A 19,977-nucleotide genomic window follows, 5' to 3' on the forward strand; every position below is an offset into this window, starting at 1 on the left:
GCATCTGTTCACTTGGTGATGCCTCTGAAAATCATGCGGAGCAATGGCTCTCCTTGCGCCCGCAACGCATATGCCTTTTGGCTGAATACCCAGGAGGTGGCTACCTCGTTGATACCGCCAAAGATAAGCTGACGGGCCAGTTTTGGAGAAAGGGTGGGATCGAAATGCCCCTGCTCCTGACCCAGGAGAATCGTCTGCTCGATGACCTGGAAGTACGATCGGAGAACAGGCGCAATGCCATCGCGGATGGTCGGGTTCGGTTGACGCAGTTCGAATTGAATCACTCGCGCCAGCTCAGGGTCTTCTTCCAGTCGAGAAAGGTGTTGATGGATGATGCAGGCGATCTGATCTCTTGCATCCTCCATAGAGCGCAGTTGTTCCTGCAGCACTGTAATAAAGCTCCCTACTTGCTGCTCAAAGAGGCGGATCATCAGCTCTTCTTTGCTGCGAACATAGAGATAGATGGTTCCTTCAGCGATTCCCGCTTGTTTGGCGATTTTGGCAATCTGGGAATTATGAAAGCCGTTGCTCGCAAAAATCACTTTCGCCGCCTCCAGAATGATCGGCAGTTTATCCTTCTCTCGTTGTCGTGTGCCAGCCAGTACAACTCACGCCTCTCGTGCAAATATCATGAATTTTTTATATTCTTTGCAGCCACCTCTTTTTCCTCTTCCAGCAACTGACGCCGCAAGATTTTACCGGAGAGTGTCTTCGGCAATGCTGTCCGGAACTCAATCGCCCGTGGGACTTTATAGCTGGCAAGATTGCTCCGGCAGAATTGTTCGATTTCAGCGACGCTGACATCGATGCCGGCTTTGCGCACGATATAGGCCTTCACTGTTTCCCCTCGATACGGGTCAGGTACACCGACGACAACAGCTTCCTGAATGCCAGGGTGTTCGAAGAGAACCTCTTCGACCTCACGAGGGTAGATGTTGTATCCGCCAGCGATGATGATGTCTTTCTTCCGGCCAACGATGTGAAAAAATCCATCTTCATCCATGTAGGCCAGGTCGCCCGTGAACAGCCACCCATCGCGCAACACCGCGCTCGTCTCGTCCGGACGGTTCCAGTATCCTTTCATCACCTGCGGCCCTTTGACAACCAATTCACCAACTTCTCCGCCGGCGATCACCGCTGCGGTCTCCGGATCGACAATTTTCGCTTCCGTGTCCGGCAAAGGCAGTCCAATGCTACCTGCTTTTCGTTTGTGCCACAAAGGGATGCAGTGGGTCACCGGAGATGCTTCTGTCAACCCGTAGCCTTCCACAACACGACCACCTGTCAGCTCTTCGAACCGCTGTTGCACCTCCACAGGCAATCCTGCAGCGCCACTGATGCATCCTTTGATCGAGGAAAGGTTATACTGGCGAACCTTAGGATGGTTGATGAGCGCGATGTACATGGTCGGCGTTCCTGGAAACATGGTCGGACGCTCCTTAGCGATTATCTCCAGGATTCTGTCGCTGTCAAAGCGAGGCAGCAGGATCAGTTCGGCGCCGATGGCCACGCCGAGATGCATGCCCATTGTCAACCCATAGACGTGGAAAAAAGGTAAAACACAGAGCACCCGTTCTTTTCCCGGTTCAAACCGATAAAACCACGCCCGGATCTGCTGGGTATTCGCGTTGATATTCCCATGCGTCAGCATGACGCCTTTTGGCGTTCCCGTCGTCCCGCCGGTGTACTGGATCAGCGCCACATCATCCGTCCTTCTTGACGAAAAGTCGACTTTCTCTCTTTCCGCGCCCAAGACATCCAACCAGCGATGGAGTCGGGTATCGCCGATGACCGGGCTTGTGGAAGAACAGGCTGGGCTCTGGGCTGTCGTGAGATAATCGTGGGCGCCCGTGAAAATGACCTGTTCGATCTTCGTCTTTTCGATCGCCCCCATCACCCGCTCTTGCAGTTGGTCTAAGGCGACGATGATCTTGGCGCCTGAATCCTGCAACTGGTATTGCAGTTCCCGCTCAACATAGAGCGGATTGGCCATGACCACAACGGCGCCAGCGTGAAGGATGCCATAGAAGGCGATGACCGCCTGTGGGCAATTGGGGAGCATGATGCAGACGGCATCACCAGGGCACAGGCCCATCCGAACCAGGGCATCGGCAAATCTGGTCACATCGGTCCACAACTGCTGATAGGTTATTCGCACTCCCAGATAGGAAATCGCTCCGTGATGGGGGAAGGCATCGACGGTGCTTTTCAACATTTCCGGCACCGTTTCTCTGCTGTAGGTTAAGCGGTGTGGCACTTCCGATGGATAACTGCGCAACCAGTCTTTGCCGACATTCCACTCATTGAAGTCAGGACAGCTTGTCCTCTCCACTTGAACTCACCTCATCAATCGATGGTATTTTCGTTCTGATGTGGGACACTCCTTGGGTGAAGGGCGGAACTCAATGTGAAGGACTACTCTGACAAACCGCTTTCCCGGTTGCATCATGCAGCACGGACAACGAAAGTAAAATCACCTCCTTCTGCCCATGGATGACAGCTGCCATTAGATGAGTGAGTATTCATTCAGTTATGTGCGACAGCGAAGGAGGACGAGTTCCGGTCCCACTGTCGCGTTTTCCCTGTTGTGACAAAAATAAATGGCCTTTTCATTGTATATCTATTCTGAATTTTCCGTCAATATGTTTTAAAAAAATTAGGTCTCCTTCTTTTCCCATTGAAGAAGACCCCCGTTGATATTCCTTACAAAACCCGCGCTGTTCCCTCGTAGATCATCCCTCGCTCGGTGGCGTCGATGGTGACCACGGCGCCGTCGGGAAGGACCTCGAAGGCGTTGTCGACGCCGACGATGACGGGGATACCGAACTGCAGCCCTACGATAGCCGCGTGGGAGGTGAGGCCGCCTTCCACGGTGATGATGCCGGCGCAGCGTTCAAGGGCCGGCACGTAATCTCGATCAGTGCCGTAGGCGACGAGGATCTCGCCCCGCTCCAGCCGCGCGGCGTCGGCGGCGGATCGGCAGAGGCGCACCTTGCCGACTGCTTTCTTGCGGCTGATGCCCATGCCGTGGGCCAGCACCCGACCGGCCACATGAACCTTGAGCAGGTTGGTCGTTCCGGATACGCCGACAGGGACGCCGGCCGTGACGACGACGAGGTCGCCTGACTCGATACGGCCTTCCTTCAGAGCGCAGTCGATAGCGTCGCCGAGCATCTCGTCCGTCCCCGCCGTCTCCCGCACCTTCATCGGCTCGGCGCCCCAGACGACGGCCATCTGACGCATCACTTTTGTCTCCGGCGTCGCGGCGATGATAGGGCAATCAGGGCGGTAGCGGGAGACCATGCGAGCCGTCGAGCCGGCTTTCGTGAGGGTGATGATCGCCTTTGCCTTCAAGTCGGCCGCGATGCTGCAGGTAGCATGGCTGATCGAATCGGTGACCGAGCCAAGGCCGGCTTTGCGGCGGCGATCCAGTTCCTCATCGTGGCGGAGGGCTTGTTCGGTACGTATGGCGATGCGGGCCATCATCGTGACGGCCTCGACAGGGTACTTACCGGCTGCCGTCTCGCCGGAGAGCATGATGGCATCGGTTCCATCCAAGATGGCGTTGGCCACGTCCGTCGCTTCGGCCCGGGTGGGCCGAGGGTTGCGGATCATTGAATCGAGCATCTGGGTCGCCGTGATCACCGGCTTGCCGGCGATGTTGCACTTTTCGATGATCATCTTCTGCACCAGAGGGACGTCTTCCGTCGGGATGGCCACCCCGAGATCGCCCCGGGCGACCATGATCCCGTCAGAGACGGCCAGGATCTCGTCGATGTTGTCAACGCCCTGGTGGTTCTCGATCTTGGCGATCAGCTGCATGGAGGCGCCGCGGTCTTCCAGGATCTTGCGGATGCCGAGCACATCAGAGGCGTCGCGGACAAAGGAGATGGCGACAAAATCCATGTCCTGGGCGATGCCGAACTCGAGATCCTTCACTTCCTTTTCGCTGATGGCCGGCATGCGCAAGGCCACGCCGGGGACGCTGACACCCTTGCGGCTGCTCACATCGCCGCCGTTTTTGATGCGGCAGCGGATCTCACCGGCCTCCACAGCCGTCACTTCCATCTCGATGTTCCCGTCGTCGATAAGCACCCGTACGCCGGGCCGGACATCTTCAACGAGCCCGGCGTAGCTGATAGGCAGGCGCTCCTTCGTCCCCAAGGTCCCATCGTCAGGGAAGAGGGTCACTTCCGCGCCTTCGTCAAGGGTGATTTTGCCGCCGGACACTTGGCCGAGGCGGATCTCCGGGCCTTTCGTGTCGAGGAGGATGGCGATGGGCTGCCCTAAGGCATCGGCCGCCTGGCGAACGGCAGCGATGCGGGCGGCATGCTCCTCGTAGGTGCCGTGGGAAAAGTTCAGCCGGGCCACCCGCATGCCGGCCCGAATCATCTCCATCAGGATGGTAGGGTCAGAACTAGCCGGTCCGACGGTGCAGACGATCTTCGTGCGGGGCGTTCCGGACAGAGAAGCCTTTTGGATATAGGCATGCATAAATTCATACCTCCCCGTGGGAGGGCTGGCGCGCCTTCCCTTCTCGCTTGCGCTGATTGTCGCTGCGGTGTATTCGCTCTGCTGGCTAGTCTGTGCTTTTTCCGATTATTTCTTCAGCCCGCTGCCGGCTTCCTCCCATCCTCGGAAAGTTAACCGAAAATTTACCTTCCCGTCACCAGCAGGTAGACTAACCAGGCGCCTCCTCCGATGAGGAGCAAGGAGCCGAGGCGTGAATGATAGCCATAGAGCAGCGCTCCCAGAAGCAGCACGATGACGGCGGCGCCATAGAGGCCCCCGCGGACCTTGGTCCAGTTTTGATCAGAAGGCACTTCGCTCACCCCGAGGGTAGTTTACCCCCGGTGAATTAAATGGATAACACCCCAGCCAGCCGGTACAATGGCTCGTCAAGACCGTTTCGCTCCGTCAAGGCCTTGTCCAGGTTCTCCTCGACCAGCTCTCCTTTGCGCACGCCGAGCATGATGTTGCTCTGTCCCCGCAGGAGCGCCTCCACCGCCTGAGCGCCCATGCGGGAGGCCCAGATCCGGTCTGTCGCCGTTGGGTTGCCGCCGCGCTGGATGTGGCCCAGGATGGTCACCCGCGTTTCCAGGCCTGTCTTTTCTTCGATGCGCTTGCCGATCTCGACAGCGCTGCCGGCCCCTTCAGCGACGAGGATGATCGAATGCAGCTTGCCTCGGTCATGGCCGCGCAGCAGGCGGGCGCAGACCTCATCGAGGTCAAAAGGCACCTCAGGCACTAGGATCGACTCGGCGCCGCCGCCCAAACCCGCCAGCAAGGCGATATGGCCGGCACGCCGGCCCATCACCTCGATCACATTCGTCCGGTCATGGGAGGTGGCGGTATCGCGGATCTTGTTGATAGCGTCGAGGACGGTGTTCACCGCTGTATCAAAGCCGATGGTATAGTCTGTGCCTGGGATGTCGTTGTCAATGGTGCCCGGGATGCCGACGATGCGGATGCCGTGGCGCATCAAGGCCTGGGCGCCGCGGAAAGAGCCGTCGCCGCCGATGACGACGAGGGCGTCGATGCCGGCGTCTTTCAGCTTGCCGGCGGCCAATGCCTGGTTCTCAGGTTCAAAAAACTCCTTGCAGCGGGCGGTTCGCAACACCGTGCCTCCGCGGTGGATGATGTCGCCGACAGATCCGACATCCATGGCGCGCATCTCTCCTGCCAGGAGTCCGGCGTAGCCGCGCAAGATCCCGGACACCTGGATCCCCCGGTAGATGGCCATGCGGACGACGGCGCGCAAGCAGGCGTTCATTCCCGGCGCGTCGCCGCCCGAGGTGAGGACGCCGATATGTTTGACCAAACGAATCCCTCCGGAAACCAAATTCAAAACACTGTCCTGAACAGGCGAAGAACCAGTCTCGTCAACTAGATTGCCCTCAACGTCCCGTCCTCTTGCGGTCTTTTCCTGACGGGAAAATTCTTCCCTGTCACGCCCGTTCCTTCTGATTTGTTCAAACAATCATCATCTATCGTATAAAGACGCCGCCGGTCCCAGCGCCGGCGGCGTCTTTATGTGCATTTTCAAAAAAGCTTCCCGGCAACCGCTGCTTCCATCCGACCTTCTCAGGTGCCTGATGCGTCGGTCGCCTCGGCTTCAAAGGTGCCACAGGAGGCATCTTCGATGCAGTGCAAGCCCAGGTTGCGGTATTTGGCATAACGACTATCGACCAGTTCCTGGGCGGAAAGGGCCAACAGGTTCTCTATTTCTTCGCTGAGCGCCGTCGCCAGTTCCTTCGCCGTTCCGATCGGGTTACGGTGGGCGCCGCCGGAGGGCTCGGGGACGATGCGGTCGATCAGCTTCAGGTCTTTCAACCGCTCGGCGGTGATGCCCATCGCGGCCGCAGCCTGCGGGGCTAAGGAGGCGTCTTTGAAGAGGATCGAAGCCGCCGATTCGGGCGAGGCCACCGAGTAGACGGCATGCTCCAGCATGAGCAAACGGTCGGCTACACCGAGGGCCAGTGCGCCGCCGCTGCCACCTTCGCCGATGATCACCGAGATGATCGGCACGGGCAGAGCAGCCATCTCTAGGAGATTGCGGGCGATCGCTTCGGCTTGCCCCCGCTCCTCAGCGCCGATGCCGCAGTAAGCACCTGGCGTGTCGATGAAGCAGATGATGGGCCGGCTGAACTTGGCCGCCTGCCGCATCAGCCGCAAGGCTTTGCGGTAGCCTTCGGGGTGAGGCATGCCGAAGTTGCGGTAGATGTTCTCCTTCGTGTCCTTGCCTTTCACGTGGCCGATGACGGTGACGGGACGGCCCTGAAAGCGGGCGATGCCACCCACGATCGCCGGGTCGTCGCCATAGAGGCGGTCGCCCTTCATCTCATAGAACTCCTCGAAGAGGAGACGGATGTACTCGATCGTGTTGGGACGATCCGGGTGGCGGGCCAATTGGGCCTGCTGCCACGGCGTCAGGTCGCGGTAGATCTTTTTGCGCAGTTCTTCGGCCTTCTGTTCCAGCGTCGCGATTTCGCTGCTGAAATCCAGGTCTTTTTCTTGGGAGAAGGTGCGCAGTTCGTCGATTTTCGTTTCCAGCTCAAAAAGCGGTTTTTCAAAATCCAGCGGCAGCGCCATCAGCTTTCCACCCCCTCGAGGGAATTCCCGCAGTGCAACGCCAGCAGCGCAGCCAATTGCTCGCGCATCTTCGGGCGTTCGATGATGATGTCGACCATACCGTGTTTTTGCAAAAATTCGGACCGCTGAAATCCTTCCGGCAGTTTCTGGCGGATCGTCTGCTCGATGACGCGGGGGCCGGTGAAGCCGATCAAGGCGCCCGGCTCAGCGATGATCAGGTCGCCCAGCATGGCAAAGCTAGCTGTAACGCCGCCAGTCGTCGGGTCGGTGAGAACCGAGAAAAAGGGCAGGCCGGCTTTGGAGAGGCGGGTCAGGGCGGCGCTGGTGCGGGCCATCTGCATCAGCGAGAGGACGCCTTCCTGCATGCGGGCGCCGCCGGAAGCGGAAAACAGCACCAGCGGCAGGCGCAACTTCAGCGCCCGCTCGGCGGCGCGAACGATCTTCTCACCGACAACGGCGCCCATGGAGGCCATGATGAAGCGGGGATCCATGACGCCGAGGACAACGGGAATGTCACAGATCCTCCCCTGCCCGGTCGTGATGGCCTCGCTCATGGACGTTTCAATCTGACACTTCTGAATTTTTTGGGCATAGCCGGGAAACTGGAGGGGATCTTTTGATACCAGCTCCCGGTCCCACTCGATGAAGCTGTTCTCGTCGACCAGCATGACGATCCGTTCCTGAGCCGTCATCCGAAAATGGTATCCACACCGGCATACCTTCAGATTCTTCTCCAACTCTTTCGTCAACAGGATCTGCTGACACTGCTTGCACTTCACCCACAAACCATCCATTTGTTTATCGCGCCCCTTAATCGATTGTGTATCCAGTTGGTACGGTTACGCTGGGGACATGCCCGCGGCGTGACATTATGGGTGGCGTGGGCCGAGGCTTGGGCCTGCTTACCCTCCCAAGGCCCCGCTCAAAATCTCATGGGCTTCTTCGGCTTCTGATTCGGGCACGAGGATTTCTACGGAACCTGAGTCGCCGAGATGAGGCACCCCGACAGGTCGCAACATGACGAGCAAACCTTCGTTCGTAAGTACGTTCTTCAACATTTCAGCGGTGGTGCGGTTGGGTGCGATGTAGACGACGGTCCACACAGGGAATCACCTCTCTCATGTCCCATTCAGATTCCGGCTTCGATCTCACCGTGCTTGGTAAAGATGGTGGCCCGACCACGGATTTTCATGGCCGATGTGTGTTCGGTGAACTGGGCGACCATGACCTCGCCTTTGTCCAATTTCTCTGAATGGTGAAACCTCGTATCCTTGCCTCGGGTCAGGCCGATGATGGTTACGCCGTTTTCCAAGGCTTTGATGACGATATACTCGCCACCGATGGCCGTTTCCTTTTCCAGCATAAGAGCACAACCTTCCCTGAGATTATGTCAATTTCCCTGTAGTCGCACACTTGAAGACCCAGATCAGAACTAGAATAACACAATTTTTCCCTTCGATGCAAACAGTATCGAAGATCGATTGTTTATTCATTATTCCCAGACGATTTTCATGCGAATCTCTCGAAAGTGCGCCTTCAGCGCTGACCGCAGCGCCGGAGACAAGGTCACCCCAACGGCCTTGGGGACGACTTTGCGATCAACCAAGAAGTTCAATTGAACCGGCGTCGACCCTGCATGGGCGCGGCATATGGCGTCGAGCTTTTCCCGGGCGGCCATGTCTGTCGAGGCCTCGGGGATCCATAGATGCAGCACCGGTTGACGGGTTTCGCCGTTGGGTTTGCCCTCGACAACCTTTTTTTCTCTGAGGGCGGGATCGATCGCCCAAAGGTTCTCGCAAAAGATTCTTTTATTTTCTTCCTCATAGTGGATTTTTCCTTCTACTATGACCGCGGCGTCATCCTGAATTTTTTCGGCGCACTTTTCGAAGGTGCGCGGGAAGACAAGCACATCGACGCCGCCGCTCCAATCCTCGAGGGTGAAATAGGCCATCAATTGGCCTTTCTTGGTGGTGGTCCGCCTTAGAGCGTGGATCACCCCGCCCAGTTTCACCTTCTGCTGGTCATTGTCCGGCTGGATGCGAGCGATCGTCATCGAAATCTGCTGTTCGAGCCAGGGCCGCAGTTCTTCGAGGGGATGGCCGCTGAAGTAGATGCCGAGCAGTTCTTTCTCCATGGCCAGGATCTCACGGTGCGGGAAGTCAGCGATCTCCGGCAGGGGGACGGCTGTCTCGGCAGACAGCCCGCTGGAAAATCCGGAGAAGTCGGAAAGCGCTCCGGCTTCGAAAGGCTCGCCCCGTCCCCCTTCGCCGCCAAAACCGCCAAAGTCAAAGAGGTTCATCTGCCCCGTCGCCAGGTCACGCTGGCGGCGGGCGGCCACCTCCATGCACTTGTCGAGGATCTGCAGAAGGGGCCGGCGCTTGCCCAGGGAGGAGAGCGCCCCTGCCTTGATCAGGCTTTCCAGGACGCGCCGGTTGGCTTGACGGTTGTCGATGCGAGTGCAGAAATCGTCGAGGGAGGTGAAAGGGCCGCCTGTTTCGCGGGCCAGCAGGATCGCGTCGATGGCGCCGCGGCCCACGTTTTTCACGGCTGCAAGGCCGAAGCGGATCTGCAGGCCGCCGGTGAGCGGGTCGGCGACGACGGAAAAATCGATCTCCGAGGCGTTCACATCAGGCGGCAGGACGCGGATGCCGAGGCGCTGGCACTCATCGACATACTGGGCCACCTTTTCCGACGAATCGGCGACGCTCGTCAAGAGGCCGGCCATGAACTCGACGGGGTAGTTGGCCTTCAGGTAAGCCGTCTGGTAAGCGATCAGGGCATAGGCAGCCGAATGGCTCTTGTTGAAGCCGTAACCAGCAAAAAACTCCATCAAGTCGAAAATGTCGCCAGCCGTCTTTTCGGAAATGTGATGGGCGGCGCAGCCTTCAACAAACTGCTGGCGCAGTCCGGCGATGACGTCGGGCTTTTTTTTGCCCATGGCGCGCCGCAGCATGTCGGCTTCGCCGAGGGTGAAGCCGGCCAGTTCGCTGGCGATGCGCATGACCTGTTCCTGGTAGAGGATGACGCCGTAGGTGTCCTTCAGGATCGGTTCGAGGGCCGGGTGGAGATACTGGACCGTCGTCTGCCCGTGTTTGCGGCGGATGAAATCGTCCACCATGCCCGATTGAAGGGGGCCCGGTCGGTAGAGGGCCACCAAGGCGATGATGTCATCGAAGCTGTTCGGCTTCAGTTCCCGCAGGATCGCCCGCAGCCCCGAGCTTTCCAATTGAAAGACGCCGAGGCTGTCGGCGCGGCTTAGCAGTTGAAAAGTTTTCGGATCATCGAGAGGCAGGTCCTTGAGTTTTAGTTGCAGGCCGCGGGATCGGCGAATCTTATCGATCACATCGCCGATCAGGGTGAGCGTCTTTAACCCCAAAAGATCCATTTTTAAAAGGCCGATCTCTTCAACGGTGTCTTTCGGAAACTGGGTGGTGACACCCCCATCAGCGCCGCGCTGGACCGGCAGGTAGTCGATCAGGGGCGACGGCGCGATGACGACGCCGGCGGCATGGGTGGAGGCATGGCGAGGCATCCCCTCGATGGCCCGGGCCGTCTCGACGAGATGGCTGATGCGCTGGTCCTGACAGAGGGCTCGCAGTTCGGGACTGATCTCGATGGCCTTCTCGATAGTCATGCCCAGTTCAGCCGGGATGGCCTTAGCCACCTTGTCTACATCGGCCAAGGGCAGGTTAAGCACGCGACCTACATCGCGAACGGCGGCGCGAGCAGCCATTGTTCCAAAGGTGATGATCTGGGCGACCCGGTCGGAGCCGTATTTGTGGACCACATAGTCGATGACCTCGCTCCGCCGCACGAAGTCAAAGTCGATGTCAATATCCGGCATAGAGATCCGTTCAGGGTTCAAAAAGCGTTCGAAGAGCAGATTGTATTCGATGGGGTCGATGTCGGTGATACCCAGCACATAGGCGACGAGGCTCCCGGCAGCCGACCCCCGGCCGGGGCCGACGAGGATGCCCTCGCGGCGGGCGAAGGCGCAGAAGTCCTGGACAATCAGGAAGTAGCCGGCAAAACCCATCCGGCAGATGGTCTGCAACTCGAAGGCAAGGCGGCGGCGGTAGTCATCGCGCTTGGCGCAACCACGCCAGGTCATCCCTTGGCTGCAAAGGTAAGTCAAGTACTGCTCCGCATCGCCCCAGGGAAGGCCCGGCCAAGGCGCGCGCTCGTGCTCGCGCCGCCACTGGATAAAGGCCGGCTCATCAGGAATCGGATAGGCAGGCAGGTGTTGCTTGCTGAAGTCAAATTGGAGATCGCAGGCCTCGGCGATAGCGAGGCTGTTGAACAGCGCTTCGGGGACTTCGCCAAAAAGCATCGCCATCTCCCGCGCGCTTTTCAGGTAAAACTCAGCGCCGTCGAACTTCATCCGCTCTGTGTCCTGAAGGGTCTTGCCCATCTGGATGCACAGGAGCACATCCTGGATGTAGGCATCTTTGCGCTCCACATAGTGGACGTCGTTCGTCGCCACCAGGCCGAGTCCCAATTCGCCGGCGAGGCGGATCAGGCTGCGGTTCACCTGCTTCTGCGCAGGAATGTCATGGTCTTGCAGTTCAATGTAGTAGTTGTCGCAGCCGAAGATATCCCGGTAAAAGGCCGCCCGTTCCCTCGCCTGCCGTTCCTGGCTGTTGAGGAGCAGGCGAGGGATCTCGCCGGCCAGGCAGGCGCTCAGGGCGATGAGTCCTTTGCTGTGGCGGGCCAGGCGGTCATGGTCGACGCGCGGCTTATAGTAGAAGCCTTCCGTATGGGCCTGGGAGACGAGCGCCGTCAGGTTGCGGTAGCCTTCTATGTCTTTCGCCAGCAGCACCAGGTGGTGCTGGTCGCTATCCTTCTGGGGATCGCGGTCCAACATGGTCCGCGAGGCCACATAGACCTCGCAGCCGATGATCGGTTTGACGCCGCGGGCTTTGGCTTTTTTATAAAATTCGATGACGCCGTACATGACGCCGTGGTCGGTGATGGCCAGAGCAGGCATATCCAGTTCGGCGGCGCGATCGACCAGCTTGTCGATGCGGGCCGCGCCGTCGAGGAGGCTGTATTCGCTGTGGACGTGGAGGTGAACGAACCGTCGATTCGCCTTTGCCCTTGTATGGTTTTGACTGTTCATCGGTTCTTTCCCACTCCCTGTTCGCGACGTCTATCCCCATATTATAAACGAAGATCTCTCGGCGGGGATCATGAGGGAACGAAGGACATGACAAATCGCCCGCTGCGGCAAAGGCCACAGGGGCGATCCCCTTTACCTGCTTAGGGTGAATCTAACCGGCTCGCGTCCATTAACGCAATGGTTACGGGGCAGTGGAGCGGTCAACAACCGCAATCGCGATACTCTGCCAGATCGGCCACTTCTCCACCGGTCGTCACTACGAGTTGGTCAACCGTGATCGGCAATGCCGAGTTGGCTGTCCCGGCGGCGATGTAGACGACAGGAAATCGGCGAAGGCTTTCATCAATGAAGATGCGCATCGGCTTCGGCAGGGCGAAGGGACAGACGCCACCTGCCCGGTAACCGGTGAGGGCGAAGGCCTCGTCCGGATCAACGAACTTGGGCTTGCCGCCGACCAGCGATTTTAACTTTTTCACATCCACTCGGGCATCGCCGCTGGTGACGACGAGAAGGGGATCGTCTTTGATCCGGAAGCAAATGGTCTTGGCAATCGCTCCGACTTCGACGCCGACAGCCTCGGCAGCCAGTTGGGCGCTGGAAGTGGAAACGTCGAAGAGCATGGGTTTGAGACCCAACTGAAACGTATCGAGGTACCGACAGACCCGCTCCAGGGCATCTGATTGCGATTCCGAAGATAGAGGTTCCTGGGAAAGGGATTTGGGGGCAACGACAGACATGAGACAGCCTCCTGCCATTTCACACGTAAGCGCCGTCAAGGGCATCGCTTTCATTATAAGAAAAAAGCCGTCTATCGTCCAATCGGCTCGAGCATCCACTCTGCATCGATATTCCATTCAACGATGCCTTCCCTCGAAGGCCCCCCAACCGGATCGTTCAGACAAGCACCGATGGGCCATCGCCCCATATTTTAAAGCAGGCTAACATGATTAGCCAAATGAAACAATCCTCTTGAAGGAGGAAGGGTCATGGGCGATCGCTTTCCCCTCTGTAACACCCCGGTAGGCCATCAGGTGCGCGTCAAAGACCTCCAGCTGGTGGGATTTCAGCGGCGACGCATGCTGGACATCGGACTGGTCCCGGGAACTGCGGTAAAGGTCATCCGCCGGAGCCCTATCGGCGATCCGACGGCCTATCTCATCCGAGGCGCCGTCATCGGCCTGCGCAAAAATGAGGCGTCAAAGATCTTGGTAGAAGAAGAATAGCCCGGAAGGAGCGAAACGGGTGATGAAAAACCAATGCCGGTCCTGCGCCAGTGGCGCCCTTTCTGTGGCGCGCAGCCGGTACAATGTTCGGCAAAATACGGAGCGGGAGAAGGTGATCGCCCTGGCCGGAAATCCTAACGTGGGCAAGACGACCCTCTTCAACAGCCTGACCGGTTTGCGCCAGCACACGGGCAACTGGCCCGGCAAAACGGTCACCCAAGCCCAAGGGCGATTTTTGCACCGCAATCAGCCCTTTCTGCTCGTCGACCTGCCGGGAACCTACTCCCTCCTGGCGCACTCCGCCGATGAGCAGGTGGCACGTGACTTCATTTGTTTCGGCCGCCCTGACGCCACCATCGTCGTCGTCGACGCCACCTGCCTGGCCCGCAACCTTAACCTGGCCTTGCAGGTGCTGGAGATTACCGGCAAGGTGGTCCTCTGCGTCAACCTGATCGATGAGGCCGAGTGTAAGGGGATCCGCATCGACGTGGACGCGCTGTCACAAAAGCTGGGCGTGCCTGTCATCGGTACGGCCGCCCGTTCAGGCCGGGGGCTTTCCGAGTTAAAAGAGGCCCTTTACGGCGTCGCCATGGGACAGATCGAACCGGCGCCCCCGCCAGTAAAATATGACGAGGAAGTGCAGTCAGCGGTCGATCAGTTGCTGCCCCAGCTTAGGCCCCTCCTGCAAGGGTTGCCCCATCTCAATCCCCGTTGGGTAGCCATGCGGCTCCTCGACGGCGACGATCCCTTTCTCGATTCCCTCACCGCATGCCATCGCGCCTACGAGATGGCGGCAAAAGGGGAGATGGCCCTATGCGCCCCGTGATCTCCCCTGTCGCTTCCCCAGCGACACCTCCGAAGGACCACAGCCGCATCCGCAGCCTGGCCGAGGAAGCGCGACAACGCTTCGGGACGTCGATGGCCGATCGCATCGTCAGCAACATTTACCGGCAGGCCGAGTCGCTCGCTGCCGACGTGGTGCAGTTAGCGCCGGAAGCGGGGCGGTCCTGGGATCGCCGGCTTGACAACCTCCTGACCTCGCGCTGGTTCGGCTACCCTGCCATGTTGGCTTTGTTGATGCTCCTCTTCTGGCTGACCATCGAAGGGGCCAACATCCCCTCAACGATACTTGCCTCGATCCTCTTTACCGGTCAGGAATGGCTGGCCGAACTGTTCGTCTGGCTGCAGGCGCCCCTGTGGCTGAAGGGGCTGCTTGTCGACGGCGTCTACCGCTGTCTGGCTTGGGTGATCTCGGTCATGCTGCCGCCCATGGCCATCTTCTTCCCTCTCTTCACCCTGCTGGAGGATCTCGGTTACCTGCCTCGCGTCGCTTTTAACATGGACCGCCTGTTCCAGTGGGCCGGCGCCCATGGCAAACAGTCCCTGACGATGAGCATGGGTTTCGGCTGCAATGCCGCCGGTGTCGTCGCTTGCCGCATCATCGACTCACCGAGGGAGAAGATCATCGCCGCACTGACCAATAATTTCGTCCCCTGCAACGGCCGTTTCCCTACGCTGATCGCCCTTTCCACCATCCTCACCGGGGGCTACCTTGGGGTCACACTGGGCCAAGGCCTTGCTTCGCTGATCATCGCTGGCCTGGTGGTGCTGGGCGTTGCCGTCACCCTCGTCGTATCGTGGCTGTTGTCGAAGACGCTGCTCAAGGGCGAGGCCTCTTCTTTTTCACTGGAGCTGCCGCCCTTTCGCAAACCTCAGGTGGGCCGGATCATCATCACCTCTATCATCGACCGGACCCTCTTCGTCCTCTGGCGCGCCGTCAAAGTAGCCGCGCCAGCCGGTGCCCTCATCTGGCTGTTGGCGAACATCTCCGTTGGCAACCTGAGCCTGCTCGCCGCCCTGGCGGGACTTCTCGATCCTCTCGGTCGGTCTCTCGGCATGGACGGGTTTATCCTTCTGGCTTTCTTCCTCGGTCTGCCGGCCAACGAGATCGTCCTGCCTATCTTGATCATGGGCTATCTCGCCCAAGGCAGACTCGTCGAAATAGAGGAGGTGGGCGAACTGGCCCGACTCTTCGTCGATCACGGATGGACCTGGCTGACGGCGGTCAACGTGATGCTCTTTTCCCTCCTGCATTTCCCCTGCGCGACGACGTTGTTGACGATGGGCAAAGAGACTGGTTCCTGGCGCTGGCCTGCCCTCTCTTTTTTCTTAAATACAGCCTTGGCGATGGCTGTCTGTTTCATCGTGGCACTAACGGCGCGAGGCTTGCATCTCGTGTAAGTCGGATCATCGTCGTCATCTTATGACCCATCTCTGTGCTTAATCTTTTTCGGGCAAATCCGGGTAAGGGATTATCGCCTTCATCATCTTGTCGATGTTAGCCACGGATCGAGCGCCTCGGCCGGATTCTTTTTTTCACTTTCGCCTGCAGCTTGATAGAATCCGTTCGCCCCCTGCGACCGCACCAATCCCGCCCGCTCCAGCAGGTCCAGGCAGCCGAGGGTCTTGCTCATGACCATATAGGGCTGGCTTTCGATCTGCCGTGGATAGAGGCGCGCGGCGATCTCGTGCAGGGGCGACGGTCCCTGTTCCCTGACAATGGCATGGACCTCCAGCGCTTTCTGGCGGTAATGGTCGACGGTGGCGTTCAGTTCCGCCGCCAGGTCGGTGACAGGGTCGCCGTGACCGGGATAGAGGATCGCCGCATCAAGATGGCGCAGCCGATCGAGGCTCTTCAGGTACATGGGGAGCGTGGGCACCCGTTCCCCTTCTACATGGTAAATGAAAGGATTGGGCGCCAGCCCGGGAATGACCGTGTCGCCGGTGAAGAGCCAGCGATTTTTCTGTTCCCAGAGGGCCACATGGCCGAGCGAGTGGCCCGGTGTATCCAGCACGTCAAAGCGCAGGCTACCTGTAACGATGGTCTCCCCGTCCTCAAGGGGCTGGAAGGTCACGCCGGCGGGGCGGTACTTCTCGGGTATCCAGTGACGGGTGTCAAACTGTTTGGGATCCCAGTTGGGAGGCAGATTCCAGCCGTCAAAAAAGCCGCTCGCCTTTTCGCTGCCCAGGCGCAGCGTGTACAGATCGAGGGGATGGAGGCGCACAGGAATGCCCGCCTCCTTCGCCAAGACTTGAGCGAGGCCGACATGGTCCGGATGAAAATGGGTCACCACAATCTCCTTAAGGGCAGTGACCGGGCAACCGAGGGCTTGCAATCGTTCCGTCAAGATGCGGTAGGCCTCACAGGTCGGCGGACCGGCATCGATCAGCATGGGCCGTTCGTCATCGATAAAAAAGACATTCACATCGCCGACCATATAGGGGGTGGGCAGGGCGATGGGGATGATCTGTGCCATCAGACACTCACTCCTTACAACGTTAACCGTCAGACCGTCTTCAGACGGTCCCACCCCAAAAGCCTACCACATCTGATGCCGTCGCGTCGACTGTTCCGTCCCCGCCGATTAAACCCCTGGTATAATGGGTGTATGGTCGAATGAAAAAGACAGGAGTGAATAACCATGCTGCTGCGCAACGCCGTAGAATCCGACTTGCCTGCCATCGTCGCCATTTACAATTCCACCATCGCCAGCCGGATGGTGACCGCCGATACAACGCCGATTTCCGTGGAAAGCCGCCTCCCCTGGTTTCACGACCACAATCCCGACGGGCGCCCGCTCTGGGTGCTGGAAATGGACGGGGTCATCGCCGGATGGCTCAGCTTCCAGTCCTTTTACGGCCGCCCCGCTTACGACGGAACCGTCGAGGTGAGCATCTATATCGCCGAGTCTTTCCGCGGCCAAGGGATCGGTCGCTTTCTGCTGCAAAGGGCCATCGAGGCGGCGCCAGCCATGGGCGTACATACCCTGCTCGGCTTTATCTTTGCCCACAACCTGCCGAGTCTCGGTCTTTTCGAGGCGCTCGGCTTTGCACGCTGGGGACACCTGCCCCGAGTGGCCCTTCTCGACGGCGTGGAACGCGATCTGGTGATCTGCGGACGGCGCGTCACGGGCTAGTCAGTTTCGGCAGGCTTTGTCGGCCTTCACCAAGCACTTCCGCAGCGATCCGATCCAGCGCCTCCGCCGCCGGCGTCCGGATCACCCAATCCGCCCGATCAGCTAGCGGTGTCAGCTCGGCGTTGATGATCAGCAGACACGCCCCGCCCTCGACGGCCCAATGGGTCATAGATTGGCCGGGCTGTCAGCCAGTGAGGAGCCGATAACGACGAAATAATCAGCCTGCCGGCTCCATTGCGGCGAAAGGCAATTGATTTACGCTGTTTCTATCTTCGCCGCATCCTCCAACCCCAACTCCTTGATGAAGATCTCCCGAAGCTTGAACTTCTGGATCTTGCCGGAGGCGGTCATCGGGAAGTGGTCGACAAAACGGACGTATTTGGGGATCTTGTAGCGGGAGATCTTGCCACGGCAGAAGTAGCGTATCTCCTCTTCCGTCGCCTCTTCTCCATCTTTGAGGATGATACAGGCCAACGCCTCTTCGCCGTACTTGGGATCGGGCACGCCGACGACCTGCACGTCTTTGACCTTCGGGTGGGTGAAGAGGAACTCCTCCACCTCGCGGGGATAGATGTTTTCGCCGCCACGGATGATCATGTCCTTGGCTCGCCCGGTGATCCGGCAGTAGCCTTCCTCGTCCATGGTGGCCAAATCGCCCGTGTGCAACCAGCCTTCAGCGTCAATGGCCGCTTCCGTCGCCTCAGGGTTGTTGTAGTAGCCCTTCATGGTGCCGAAACCGCGCGCGCACAATTCGCCTTGGGTGCCGCGAGGGATTTCCAGACCCGTGTCGGGGTGGACGATCTTGACCTCCACATGGGGGAGGGCTTTGCCGACGGTGCAGACGCGGCGCTCCAGGCTGTCATCAGTCCGCGTCTGCGTGATGACCGGCGAGAATTCGGTCTGTCCGTAAGCGATGGTGATCTCGCCGATGCCCATCCGGTCGATCACCTTGCGCATCACCTCGATGGGGCAGGGCGACCCGGCCATGATGCCCGTCCGCAAGGAAGAAAGGTCATACTTGTCAAAATCGGGATGGTCCAGCTCGGCGATGAACATGGTGGGCACGCCGTAGAGGACGGTGCAGCGTTCCCGCTGGACCGCTTCCAGGACACCTTTGGCCGTAAAATACTCCAGGGGCACCATGGTAGCCCCTTTGCAGACGCAGGCCAGGGAACTCATGACACAGCCGAAACAGTGAAAGAGCGGCACAGGGAAACAGAGCCGGTCTTCATGGGTCCACTTCTGGCAGTCGGCCACCATGTTGGCGTTGTTGATGATATTGGCATGGCTCAGCATAACCCCCTTGGGAAAGCCTGTCGTCCCGGAGGTGTACTGCATGTTGATGACCTCGTCGAAATGGAGGCTTCGCTGGCGCTCAGCCAATTCCGCATCGGAGACGGAGCGGCCCATGTCGATGAGTTCCTGCCAACTGTACATGCCGGGGTGCTTGGCCTGAGGATCGCGGCCAATAAAAATGATGTTTTTCAGTTTGGGCAGCCGGCGAAGGCTGAGTCGACCCGGCTCGGAATCGCCCAACCCCGGACAAAGTTCGTTGATGATCTCCACGAAGTTATTATCCCGAAACCCGTCGATGAGGAACAGGGTAGTGGCGTCCGACTGGCGCAGCAGGTACTCCAGCTCAAAAGAGCGATAGTTGGTGTTCACCGTCACCAGGACAGCACCCATCTTCGCACTGCCGAACTGGGTGTAGAGCCATTCGGGATAGTTTGTCGCCCAGAGGGCGATATGTTCCCCTTTTTGGACGCCCAAGGCCATCAGTCCCTTGGCCACCTCGTCCGCCTTCTGGCGGAACTGGGCGTAGGTCAGGCGCAGATTGCGGTCATCGGTGTAGACCAGGGCTTCCTTTTCGGGATAGCGGGCCGCTGTCTGGTCCAGCAGATCCCCAATGGTGATTTGCAACAATTCAGACAAGTACGTCACTCCTCGATTCGCGATCCGTTCCACTTACTCCCGAAAAAGGTGTAGAAAAAGCCAGGTTTCCACAGGGAATCCTGGTCTGAAACGGTTTCTCTATTCGCGAATGAGGCAAAAAAATCCTTCACATGTTCAAGTGTTTTTTATGTTTTATTCAAATGATGTGTAATGCTTTCCCGGGTCGACAGTACCCTCTCGCTATCCCTAATACTTCCGGGCAATATCAGAAACACGGCTCAACCAAAGCGCCAGCAACAGCAGATACCCGAAGAAGTAAACATAGGCAAACCGTTCGGGGATCGCCGGCCCTGCCAGGATCAACAGCAGTGACACGGCCCCGATGGCGATAAATTGGTTTGCCACCCAACGGACGAGGCCCTCCTTGTCCTTCGCTGCATCGTAACCGGCCAACCACTCCACCGTCTTTCCCTTTTTGAGGGCGAATCCCCAAGCGAGAAAAAAGACCATGTTGAAGAGCGGGAGCAGGATGTTCACTTTCATACCATTTCCTCCCTTTCCATAGGAAAAGGGGCAGCCACGGCGCCCCTTCTTGCGGATGTTCTGCTTCGACTGTTGCATGGTCTGGTTTCTTTCGACGGGGCTCTTTAGGTTGCGGCGGCATAGCTGCTAA

At 58.8% G+C, this 19,977-nt stretch carries 18 protein-coding genes; 4 read left to right on the top strand and 14 right to left on the bottom strand.

Translation table 11 applies throughout. The annotated features are described in order from the left end of the window. Positions 1-8: 8 nt before the first annotated feature. The 11 genes from HM1_RS00330 to HM1_RS00375 all read right to left on the bottom strand — a co-directional run bounded on the left by HM1_RS00330 (position 9) and on the right by HM1_RS00375 (position 12,948). Positions 9-602 (bottom strand): TetR/AcrR family transcriptional regulator, encoded by a 594-nt coding sequence (locus tag HM1_RS00330; protein ID WP_041312999.1) that lies wholly within the window; start codon positions 600-602, stop codon positions 9-11. A 26-nt stretch (positions 603-628) separates the two neighbouring features. Next, positions 629-2,332: a long-chain-fatty-acid--CoA ligase gene (locus tag HM1_RS00335; protein ID WP_012281249.1), complete on the bottom strand. Its 1,704-nt coding sequence runs from the start codon at positions 2,330-2,332 to the stop codon at positions 629-631. A 371-nt stretch (positions 2,333-2,703) separates the two neighbouring features. Next, positions 2,704-4,494 (bottom strand): pyruvate kinase, encoded by a 1,791-nt coding sequence (gene pyk, locus HM1_RS00340; protein ID WP_012281250.1) that lies wholly within the window; start codon positions 4,492-4,494, stop codon positions 2,704-2,706. Positions 4,495-4,655: 161 nt separating this feature from the next. After that, positions 4,656-4,823 carry a hypothetical protein gene (locus HM1_RS15635; RefSeq protein ID WP_187147790.1) on the bottom strand — a complete coding sequence of 56 codons (168 nt, stop codon included), beginning with the start codon at positions 4,821-4,823 and terminating at the stop codon, positions 4,656-4,658. 35 nt (positions 4,824-4,858) lie between these two features. Beyond that, complete coding sequence (pfkA, locus tag HM1_RS00345; protein WP_012281252.1) at positions 4,859-5,821, bottom strand: 6-phosphofructokinase; 963 nt, start codon at positions 5,819-5,821, stop codon at positions 4,859-4,861. Between the two features lie 263 nt (positions 5,822-6,084). Beyond that, positions 6,085-7,092 carry an acetyl-CoA carboxylase carboxyl transferase subunit alpha gene (gene accA / locus HM1_RS00350; protein WP_012281254.1) on the bottom strand — a complete coding sequence of 336 codons (1,008 nt, stop codon included), beginning with the start codon at positions 7,090-7,092 and terminating at the stop codon, positions 6,085-6,087. Then, on the bottom strand, positions 7,092-7,886 hold the full coding sequence (accD, locus tag HM1_RS00355) for an acetyl-CoA carboxylase, carboxyltransferase subunit beta (RefSeq protein WP_012281255.1): 795 nt from the start codon (positions 7,884-7,886) through the stop codon (positions 7,092-7,094). Before accD ends, accA begins: the two co-directional genes overlap by 1 nt. 108 nt (positions 7,887-7,994) lie before the next feature. Then, complete coding sequence (locus HM1_RS00360; RefSeq protein WP_012281256.1) at positions 7,995-8,195, bottom strand: putative signal transducing protein; 201 nt, start codon at positions 8,193-8,195, stop codon at positions 7,995-7,997. 26 nt (positions 8,196-8,221) lie between these two features. Continuing rightward, the gene (gene mtrB, locus HM1_RS00365; RefSeq protein ID WP_012281257.1) at positions 8,222-8,455 is read right to left on the bottom strand and encodes a trp RNA-binding attenuation protein MtrB; all 234 of its coding nucleotides are present in this window, start codon (positions 8,453-8,455) and stop codon (positions 8,222-8,224) included. Between the two features lie 129 nt (positions 8,456-8,584). Continuing rightward, on the bottom strand, positions 8,585-12,211 hold the full coding sequence (locus HM1_RS00370; protein WP_012281258.1) for a DNA polymerase III subunit alpha: 3,627 nt from the start codon (positions 12,209-12,211) through the stop codon (positions 8,585-8,587). Between the two features lie 200 nt (positions 12,212-12,411). Continuing rightward, entirely contained in the window at positions 12,412-12,948 is a 537-nt protein-coding gene (locus HM1_RS00375) for a YbaK/EbsC family protein (RefSeq protein WP_012281260.1), read from the bottom strand. A gap of 249 nt (positions 12,949-13,197) precedes the next feature. On the opposite strand from HM1_RS00375, the gene HM1_RS00380 reads away from it, so the two are divergent. From HM1_RS00380 to HM1_RS00390, 3 genes are read left to right on the top strand one after another with little or no spacing between them, the layout of a single operon-like run. After that, on the top strand, positions 13,198-13,434 hold the full coding sequence (locus HM1_RS00380; RefSeq protein WP_012281261.1) for a FeoA family protein: 237 nt from the start codon (positions 13,198-13,200) through the stop codon (positions 13,432-13,434). A 22-nt stretch (positions 13,435-13,456) separates the two neighbouring features. Further along, complete coding sequence (locus HM1_RS00385; RefSeq protein WP_041313002.1) at positions 13,457-14,260, top strand: FeoB small GTPase domain-containing protein; 804 nt, start codon at positions 13,457-13,459, stop codon at positions 14,258-14,260. Then, the gene (locus tag HM1_RS00390) at positions 14,248-15,675 is read left to right on the top strand and encodes a nucleoside recognition domain-containing protein (protein WP_012281263.1); all 1,428 of its coding nucleotides are present in this window, start codon (positions 14,248-14,250) and stop codon (positions 15,673-15,675) included. The genes HM1_RS00385 and HM1_RS00390 overlap by 13 nt, the downstream gene beginning before the upstream one ends. An 83-nt stretch (positions 15,676-15,758) precedes the next feature. Here HM1_RS00390 and HM1_RS00395 read toward each other — a convergent pair whose 3' ends face one another. Continuing rightward, positions 15,759-16,751: an MBL fold metallo-hydrolase gene (locus HM1_RS00395; protein ID WP_012281264.1), complete on the bottom strand. Its 993-nt coding sequence runs from the start codon at positions 16,749-16,751 to the stop codon at positions 15,759-15,761. A 165-nt stretch (positions 16,752-16,916) separates the two neighbouring features. Here HM1_RS00395 and HM1_RS00400 point away from each other — a divergent pair, with 165 nt between their 5' ends. Continuing rightward, complete coding sequence (locus tag HM1_RS00400) at positions 16,917-17,411, top strand: GNAT family N-acetyltransferase (RefSeq protein WP_012281265.1); 495 nt, start codon at positions 16,917-16,919, stop codon at positions 17,409-17,411. 255 nt (positions 17,412-17,666) lie between these two features. On the opposite strand, the gene HM1_RS00410 is transcribed toward HM1_RS00400, so the two are convergent. Beyond that, entirely contained in the window at positions 17,667-19,343 is a 1,677-nt protein-coding gene (locus HM1_RS00410; RefSeq protein WP_012281267.1) for an AMP-binding protein, read from the bottom strand. 207 nt (positions 19,344-19,550) lie between these two features. Beyond that, positions 19,551-19,847 (bottom strand): DUF3784 domain-containing protein, encoded by a 297-nt coding sequence (locus tag HM1_RS00415; RefSeq protein ID WP_012281268.1) that lies wholly within the window; start codon positions 19,845-19,847, stop codon positions 19,551-19,553. Positions 19,848-19,977: the final 130 nt, after the last annotated feature.

Source organism: Heliomicrobium modesticaldum Ice1 (assembly GCF_000019165.1).
GTDB classification, from domain to species: domain Bacteria; phylum Bacillota; class Desulfitobacteriia; order Heliobacteriales; family Heliobacteriaceae; genus Heliomicrobium; species Heliomicrobium modesticaldum.